Annotated in this window: 7 protein-coding genes; 5 read left to right on the top strand and 2 right to left on the bottom strand. The window is 51.7% G+C overall.

Annotated elements, in window-relative coordinates; genetic code table 11:
- Nucleotides 1–119: 119 nt before the first annotated feature.
- Both yihA and argB read left to right on the top strand, forming a co-directional pair.
- A complete protein-coding gene (gene yihA / locus A918_RS21055; protein ID WP_022712484.1) occupies nt 120–812 on the top strand; it encodes a ribosome biogenesis GTP-binding protein YihA/YsxC in 693 nt (230 codons plus the stop codon).
- Between the two features lie 59 nt (nt 813–871).
- Nucleotides 872–1,759 carry an acetylglutamate kinase gene (argB, locus tag A918_RS0118475; RefSeq protein ID WP_022712483.1) on the top strand — a complete coding sequence of 296 codons (888 nt, stop codon included), beginning with the start codon at nt 872–874 and terminating at the stop codon, nt 1,757–1,759.
- A 59-nt stretch (nt 1,760–1,818) separates the two neighbouring features.
- On the opposite strand, the gene A918_RS0118470 is transcribed toward argB, so the two are convergent.
- Nucleotides 1,819–2,724 carry a DMT family transporter gene (locus tag A918_RS0118470; protein WP_022712482.1) on the bottom strand — a complete coding sequence of 302 codons (906 nt, stop codon included), beginning with the start codon at nt 2,722–2,724 and terminating at the stop codon, nt 1,819–1,821.
- 147 nt (nt 2,725–2,871) lie between these two features.
- On the opposite strand from A918_RS0118470, the gene A918_RS0118465 reads away from it, so the two are divergent.
- Together A918_RS0118465 and A918_RS0118460 are read left to right on the top strand one after the other, a co-directional pair.
- Nucleotides 2,872–3,570 carry a pyrimidine 5'-nucleotidase gene (locus A918_RS0118465; protein WP_022712481.1) on the top strand — a complete coding sequence of 233 codons (699 nt, stop codon included), beginning with the start codon at nt 2,872–2,874 and terminating at the stop codon, nt 3,568–3,570.
- Nucleotides 3,571–4,458: a DUF817 domain-containing protein gene (locus A918_RS0118460; RefSeq protein WP_022712480.1), complete on the top strand. Its 888-nt coding sequence runs from the start codon at nt 3,571–3,573 to the stop codon at nt 4,456–4,458.
- A 54-nt stretch (nt 4,459–4,512) separates the two neighbouring features.
- On the opposite strand, the gene A918_RS0118455 is transcribed toward A918_RS0118460, so the two are convergent.
- On the bottom strand, nt 4,513–5,352 hold the full coding sequence (locus A918_RS0118455; RefSeq protein ID WP_022712479.1) for an LOG family protein: 840 nt from the start codon (nt 5,350–5,352) through the stop codon (nt 4,513–4,515).
- A 377-nt stretch (nt 5,353–5,729) separates the two neighbouring features.
- Here A918_RS0118455 and dapD point away from each other — a divergent pair.
- On the top strand, nt 5,730–6,532 hold an 803-nt coding region (gene dapD / locus A918_RS0118450; protein WP_022712478.1), incomplete at its 3' end, for a 2,3,4,5-tetrahydropyridine-2,6-dicarboxylate N-succinyltransferase.

Here is a 6,532-nt window from a genome sequence, read left to right as displayed (position 1 = left end):
GGGGGGGCTTTTTTATATCTGAAGCGCATTGACGGTTGACAAAAGCCACTGAAAGCTCAATGCCATAAAGAACAGTGTTATGTTACAATGACACGGATATAAGCCACAGGAAGAATTGAGTGACCGAAGCAGAACTGGCCGTCGCAAAAGAAGCAGAGAAATATGCAGCACTTGTTGCCGAGGGGAAGGCTCTCTTCAACAAGCGATGGATTTTTATCCGCGGCGTGCCGTCAATGAAATTTCTCCCGCCGGAAGGCCCTGTTGAAATCGCTTTCGCCGGTCGCTCCAATGTCGGCAAATCCTCGCTGATTAATGCGATTGTCGGCCAGAACGGCTTGGCACGCACATCCAACACGCCGGGTCGTACGCAGGAGCTCAACTATTTCGTACCGGATGGCTATTCCGGTGAAAATGGTGATCTGCCGCCTTTGGCACTCGTGGATATGCCAGGCTACGGTTTTGCTGAAGCGCCGAAATCCATGGTCGATGCATGGACACGTCTGGTCTTCGATTATTTGCGCGGCCGCACCACACTGAAACGTGTTTATGTGCTGATTGATGCCCGTCACGGCATTAAAAAGAATGATGCGGATGTGCTGGATCTATTGGATAAAGCCGCTGTCTCCTATCAGATCATTCTCACAAAAATCGACAAGATCAAGGAAGCAGGCGTGCCGCGCCTGATGGCAGAAACACAGAAAGCGATTGCACGCCGTCCGGCCGCTTTCCCGCAGATTCTCGCCACATCCTCCGAAAAAGCCATCGGCTTTGATGCAGTGCGCGCTGCGATTGCCCTGCTGACCAAGGAATAGGAACCACGCCAGGTGGTTTCTTTATCACTCACATAACCCTTCATGCCGTGGAGTGCTCCATGACCGCGACAAGCCCTGAAATCCAAGCACAACTCCTCTCAGCCGCCCTGCCCTTCATGCAGCGCTATGAGAATAAAACAGTCGTCGTCAAATATGGCGGGCATGCCATGGGCGATGCAGCATTGGGCAAGGCCTTTGCCCGCGATATCGCGCTGCTCAAACAATCCGGCATCAACCCGATTGTTGTTCATGGCGGCGGTCCGCAGATTGCTGCAATGCTTGGCAAGCTTGGCATTGAATCCCGCTTTGAAGGCGGTTTGCGCGTTACCGATGAAAAGACGGTTGAAGTGGTTGAGATGGTTCTCGCCGGTTCAATCAACAAAGAAATCGTGGCGATGATTAATGCCGAAGGCGAATGGGCAATCGGCCTGTGCGGCAAAGACGGCAATATGGTTTTCGCTGAAAAAGCACACAAGACCTATCGTGATCCGGATTCCAATATTGAGCGCGTGCTTGATCTGGGCTTTGTCGGGGAACCGGTAGAAGTTGACCGCACATTGCTTGATCTGCTTGCACGCTCCGCCGTTATTCCGGTGATTGCGCCGGTTGCACCGGGTCGTGACGGCAATACCTATAATATCAATGCAGACACCTTTGCCGGCGCAATTGCCGGTGCGCTGAGCGCAACACGTCTGCTGTTTCTCACCGATGTACCGGGCGTTCTGGATAAGAACAAAAACCTGATCAAGGAATTGTCGGTTGCAGATGCGCTGGCGCTGATTGAAGACGGCACCATTTCCGGCGGCATGATCCCGAAAGTGGAAACCTGTATTGATGCAATCCGCCGTGGCGTTGAAGGCGTGGTTATCCTCAACGGTAAAACTCCGCATTCCGTATTGCTGGAATTGTTTACGGAGCACGGTGCCGGCACGCTTATCGTGCCGTAACTCACAATGCGCGCTTATCGTGCTTTAATCAAAAAATCCCGCAATTGCGGGATTTTTTCTTACTGCCATAACAACAAAAACAGAATGCCGGTAACAATCAGGATACATCCGGCTACTTCCATACGGTTGATACGCTCTTTAAAAATGAACACTGCCGAGATGAAAGTAAAAATCAGCTCAATCTGCCCGAGCGCACGCACATAGGCCACCTGCTGCAAGGCCATGGCCGTAAACCAGCCCATTGATCCCACCACGCTGGACAGGCCAACTAGCGATGATGAGCGCCATGATTTCAGCACCAGAACAATCTCATTCTTGTCCTTAATCAGCATCCAGACCAGCATGAAAACCGTCTGGAATGTCGTCACACAGGCCAAAGTTACCGCTGCCTGCATAATCGGGTTCGGGCCATCCAGCGAAAGCGCTGCGGAGCGATAAGCCACGGCGGAAATACCGAACACACCACCCGAAGCAATACCGATCAAAGCTGTACGGCTGACCAGAGCTTTAAACAAATTGCCCCAGCTCAGCGGCATACGTGCGACTGAAATCAGCATTACGCCCAGCACACCAACAATAATTGCCAGAACGGCACCGGTCGTCAGGCGTTCTCCCAGCAGGATCAGACCAAAGATTGCCGCCTGCACGGGCTCGGTTTTGGAATAGGCCGTGCCCACTGCAAAGTTGCGCAGGGTAAACAAATAAACCAGCATGATAGTGGCGAAGATCTGTGCCAGCCCGCCGACAACACTCCAGAACAGGAATGCGCCGTTAAGTTGCGGCAAAGCAAAGCCCGCAAAGAAATGCAGTCCCAGCACATAAAGAATGGCAACAGGAAACCCATAGCCAAAACGCACAAAACTGGCGCCTCTGGTGCCGAGCTTGCCTTGCAGTTTCTTTTGCAGTGTCGTGCGCACATTCTGCATAAAGGCAGCGGCAATTGTAATCGGTATCCAGAGTTCCATGATTATGCAGTGCTTTTCTGTTTTGTAGAAATATATCAGGCTCTGTTTGCCCTGCCCCGCCGCTAAATACAAGCCACTCGCTTCAGCGCTTAAGTGTCACGATAAATAAAGGCTGATCTTTACAAAACTTCGTGGCATAACACCTGCATGACCAATTTACCTGAACCGCGCCACTTCGCCCATGTCACTGACTGGGTGTTTGATATGGATAATACGCTCTACCCGCACGACACTAATCTGTTCTCGCAGATTGATGTGCGGATGACATCTTATGTCTCAGAACTGTTGCAGCTGCCACGCGATGAGGCGCGCAAGGTTCAGAAGCGGTTCTATCAGGAATATGGCACCACCCTGAAAGGGCTGATGGAATGTCACAAGATTGACCCTGACGACTTTCTCGCCAAAGTGCATGATATCGATTACACATGGCTGAAACCTGACCCGCTTCTGGGTGAAGCCATTGCCCGCCTGCCCGGCCGCAAATTCATCTATACCAATGGCGACCGCAAACATGCGGAAAATGCGGCAGCACAGCTTGGTATTCTCGACCGTTTCGATGATATTTTCGATATTGTTGCCGCACAGCTGGTGCCGAAGCCGGAGCGTGCACCTTATGAGCTGTTTTACAAACAATGCGGTATCAATCCGCAAAAAGCAGCAATGTTTGAAGATCTGGCGCGCAATCTCACAGTGCCAAAATCCACCGGCATGCGCACAGTTCTGATTGTGCCGAATAATTTTGAACCGGATTTCAGTGAGATTTGGGAAAGCGATCCCGCCTTTACTGACAGCGTGGATTTTGTCACGGATAATCTGACAGAGTTTCTGACTGCGCTACACCCGTAAATGCATCAACCCGTACACAGCAAACGCCGCTTCACTTCACTGGAAGCTGTAATCGATGCAGCCGCGCACCGGTTGCTCGATCAGTTGCCGCAGCATGGCCTCTCCGGCGCACTGGTTGAATTTCTGGTTTTCGGGCTGAAACAGGCATGGGCATGCCTGTTCGGCGGCGCCATGCTTGGCCTGATTATTCTCAGCAAATATCTCTGGGCAGACGGTTCTGCCCTGCCGCAACTGATCACACGCTATGATTTCCTGTTTCTGTCAGCCATCACCATTCAGTTGCTGATGCTGTTGTGCCGCTTGGAAACCTTACGTGAAGCCAAGGTCATCCTGATTTTCCATATTGTCGGCACGGCAATGGAAATCTTCAAAACTCATATGGGGTCGTGGATTTATCCGGAAGAAAATCTGTTCCGTATCGGCGGCGTGCCGCTGTTTTCCGGCTTTATGTATGCGGCAGTCGGCTCCTATATGGCACGGATCAACCGGATTTTTGACATCAGACTGGCAAACTATCCGCCATTACCGCTGACTTTTGCACTCGCCACCGGCATTTATATCAATTTCTTCAGCCACCATTATCTGCCGGATATGCGCTGGCTGCTCTTCGCCGTCACCGCATTGATGTTCTGGCGTACCAGCATGCATTACCGCGTGTTCCGTTTTCGCCACCGTATGCCGTTGCTGCTGGCGTTCTTCCTGACTTCACTGTTCATCTGGATTGCCGAAAATATCGGCACATGGTCACGCGTCTGGCTCTATCCCGGTCAGCATGATCAATGGGTGCCGGTCTCCCTGTCCAAGCTCGGTGCATGGTATCTGCTGATGATTATCTCTGTTGTGCTGGTGACAGTTATTCATCCGCCGAAACAGCCCGACGACAGATAATAAAAAACGCCGGTGCTTTTGCACACCGGCGTTTCAATTTCTCATTATCAGCACTTACAGATCGTAGTGATCTTTCACGACATTCCATGCCTCATCGGCCGTATCCACATAATGAAACAGCTCCAGATCTTCCGGCGAAATTGTGCCCTGCTCGGAGAGATACGGAATATTGATCGCCTTCGTCCAGAACTCTTTGCCGAACAGCACCAGCGGCACACGCTCCATACGGCCGGTCTGCATCAGGGTCAGCGTCTCAAACAGCTCATCCATGGTACCAAAACCACCCGGAAAGACGGCAAAAGCCTTGGCACGGAACAGGAAATGCATCTTGCGCAATGCGAAATAGTGGAAGTTGAAGCACAATTCCGGCGTGACATAGGCATTCGGTGCCTGCTCATGCGGGAGCACAATGTTCAAACCGATAGACGGCGCACCAATATCAGCGGCACCACGGTTGCCCGCTTCCATCACACCCGGCCCGCCACCGGTCACAACCACAAATTCGCGATAATAGGTTGAAGCCGAATATTCCGAACAGCGGCGGGCAAATTCACGCGCTTCTTCATAATAGACGGAATTAGCTTCAAGGTTCTTTTTCTGAACTTCATTTTTCGCAGCCCATGCCTCGCCGCCCGGCTCAGGAATACGCGCGCCACCGAACAGTACGACAGTCGACTTGATGCCGCGCTCTTCCATAATCATTTCCGGCTTCAGCAGCTCAAGCTGCAAGCGGATCGGGCGTAGTTCCCGCTTGGTCATAAATTCCGCATCACTGAATGCCAGCTTATAGGCAGGCGCACGGGTTTGCGGTGTATCCGGCACCGCAGCGACGCGCTTAACAGTTTCACCGGAATTGCTGAAAGGTGTCCAGCCATCTTTCTCAAGCGGATTCATGCAATATCATCCTGTTGTGGCAGCGACATCAATTATAAAAAAGCAAGCCACTGTTCGTGTTTCCATATTGAGTGTCTGAATCAAAAATCGTCAGGCCGAGACGAAAAGGGTGATTTCGAGAACCGGAACGGAGCGTACCTATTGTACGTGAGTACCGGAAGCCCAGAAATTGCCCTTTGCAGGCCGGCATGGCGACTTTTAGATCAGATACTGAGGCATATAGTGCAAAAGCGGCAATGCCAAGATTGACCATGCTTTGAGCATAGCCTAATCATTTGCCGAAAATATTCCGTAATCTGTATATTTCGTCAGGCATTTCGTCTGAATGACGAAATAAATACGATTTAATTCCGTTTCAACACCTCAGGAGCAGTAATATGTCCCAGCCTGATCTGTCCGCTCTCGAAAAAATTATCACAAAAGCTTTTGATGAGCGTGACACAGTCTCGGTATCAACCACCGGAGAAATCCGTGATGCCGTCGCACAATCCCTCTTGCTGCTCGATCAGGGTAAAGTACGCGTTGCCGAAAAACAGGCAGACGGTAACTGGACAGTCAATCAGTGGCTGAAAAAAGCAGTTCTGCTTTCCTTCCGCCTCAACCCGATGGAAATCATCAAAGGCGGCCCGGGCGCATCCGTCTGGTGGGACAAAGTCGCTTCCAAGTTTGACGGCTGGTCTGCCGACGAGTTTACACAGGCCGGTTTCCGCGCTGTGCCAAACTGCGTTGTACGACATTCCGCTTATATTGCACCAAATGCCATTCTGATGCCGTCTTTTGTTAATCTCGGCGCTTATGTCGGGGAAGGCACGATGGTTGATACATGGGCAACTGTCGGCTCCTGCGCTCAGATCGGCAAGAATGTCCATCTGTCCGGCGGTGTCGGCATCGGTGGTGTGCTTGAGCCATTGCAGGCTGAACCAACCATCATCGAAGACAATTGCTTTATCGGCGCCCGTTCGGAAGTTGTGGAAGGCTGCATCATCCGCGAAGGTTCGGTGCTTGGTATGGGTGTCTATATCGGCAAATCCACCAAAATCGTCGACCGCGCCACCGGCGAAGTCTTCTATGGCGAAGTACCACCCTACTCAGTTGTTGTTGCCGGTACTATGCCGGGTAAACCACTGCCAAATGGCGAAGCAGGCCCGAGCCTTTATTGCGCGGTTATCGTTAAGCGCGT

It is taken from the genome of Pseudochrobactrum sp. AO18b, from assembly GCF_000409565.1.
Lineage (GTDB): Bacteria > Pseudomonadota > Alphaproteobacteria > Rhizobiales > Rhizobiaceae > Pseudochrobactrum > Pseudochrobactrum saccharolyticum.
The sequence above is the reverse complement of the archived record's forward strand: the minus strand, read 5'-3'. Positions and strand labels throughout refer to the sequence as shown.

Coding starts and splice junctions, on each gene's coding strand:
- argB (WP_022712483.1), top strand. CDS start 872: ATGACCGCGACAAGCCCTGAAATCCAAGCACAACTCCTCTCAGCCGCC.
- A918_RS0118470 (WP_022712482.1), bottom strand. CDS start 2,724: ATGGAACTCTGGATACCGATTACAATTGCCGCTGCCTTTATGCAGAAT.
- A918_RS0118465 (WP_022712481.1), top strand. CDS start 2,872: ATGACCAATTTACCTGAACCGCGCCACTTCGCCCATGTCACTGACTGG.
- A918_RS0118460 (WP_022712480.1), top strand. CDS start 3,571: ATGCATCAACCCGTACACAGCAAACGCCGCTTCACTTCACTGGAAGCT.
- A918_RS0118455 (WP_022712479.1), bottom strand. CDS start 5,352: ATGAATCCGCTTGAGAAAGATGGCTGGACACCTTTCAGCAATTCCGGT.